Genomic DNA, 404 nt, shown 5'->3' with positions numbered 1-404 from the left:
CAGGATGCCTATTCCCAATATAAAAATTATGATCTAAAAATTACAGAGAAAATTCACCACGAGGTGCTAAGTTTACCAATCAGTCCAGTAATGTCGGCAAACGACGAAGTAGAGGTCGCCAAAGTAATAAATGCATTTGCTTTGGATGATGTTAATAATAACGAATAAAATAATTTTCAGAAACAATTTTTTTTTTGATGGCTTACATATTTGTACACATCGGATTGCCAAAGACAGCTACAACTACTATTCAGAAGGATATATTAGAAAAACTTCCAGAAGAAAATAAGCTGAAATACTTTGGTGTAAAACATCCTAGAAAGGCTTCTCAAGAAAAACTTTTTAGAGAGTTTTATTGTTTTATTAGTACAGGAGATAATCTGGGTTCAATTAAGGAGATGATA

The 404-nt window shown here is 31.9% G+C and carries 1 protein-coding gene; it reads left to right on the top strand.

The window, feature by feature from the left end:
• Window positions 1-197 precede the first annotated feature (197 nt).
• Window positions 198-404 (top strand): hypothetical protein (locus tag HC176_RS17100; protein WP_209309778.1); only part of this gene is annotated, 207 nt, incomplete at its 3' end.

The organism is Tamlana crocina, from assembly GCF_012037625.1.
This window is presented reverse-complemented; position numbering and strand designations above follow the sequence as displayed.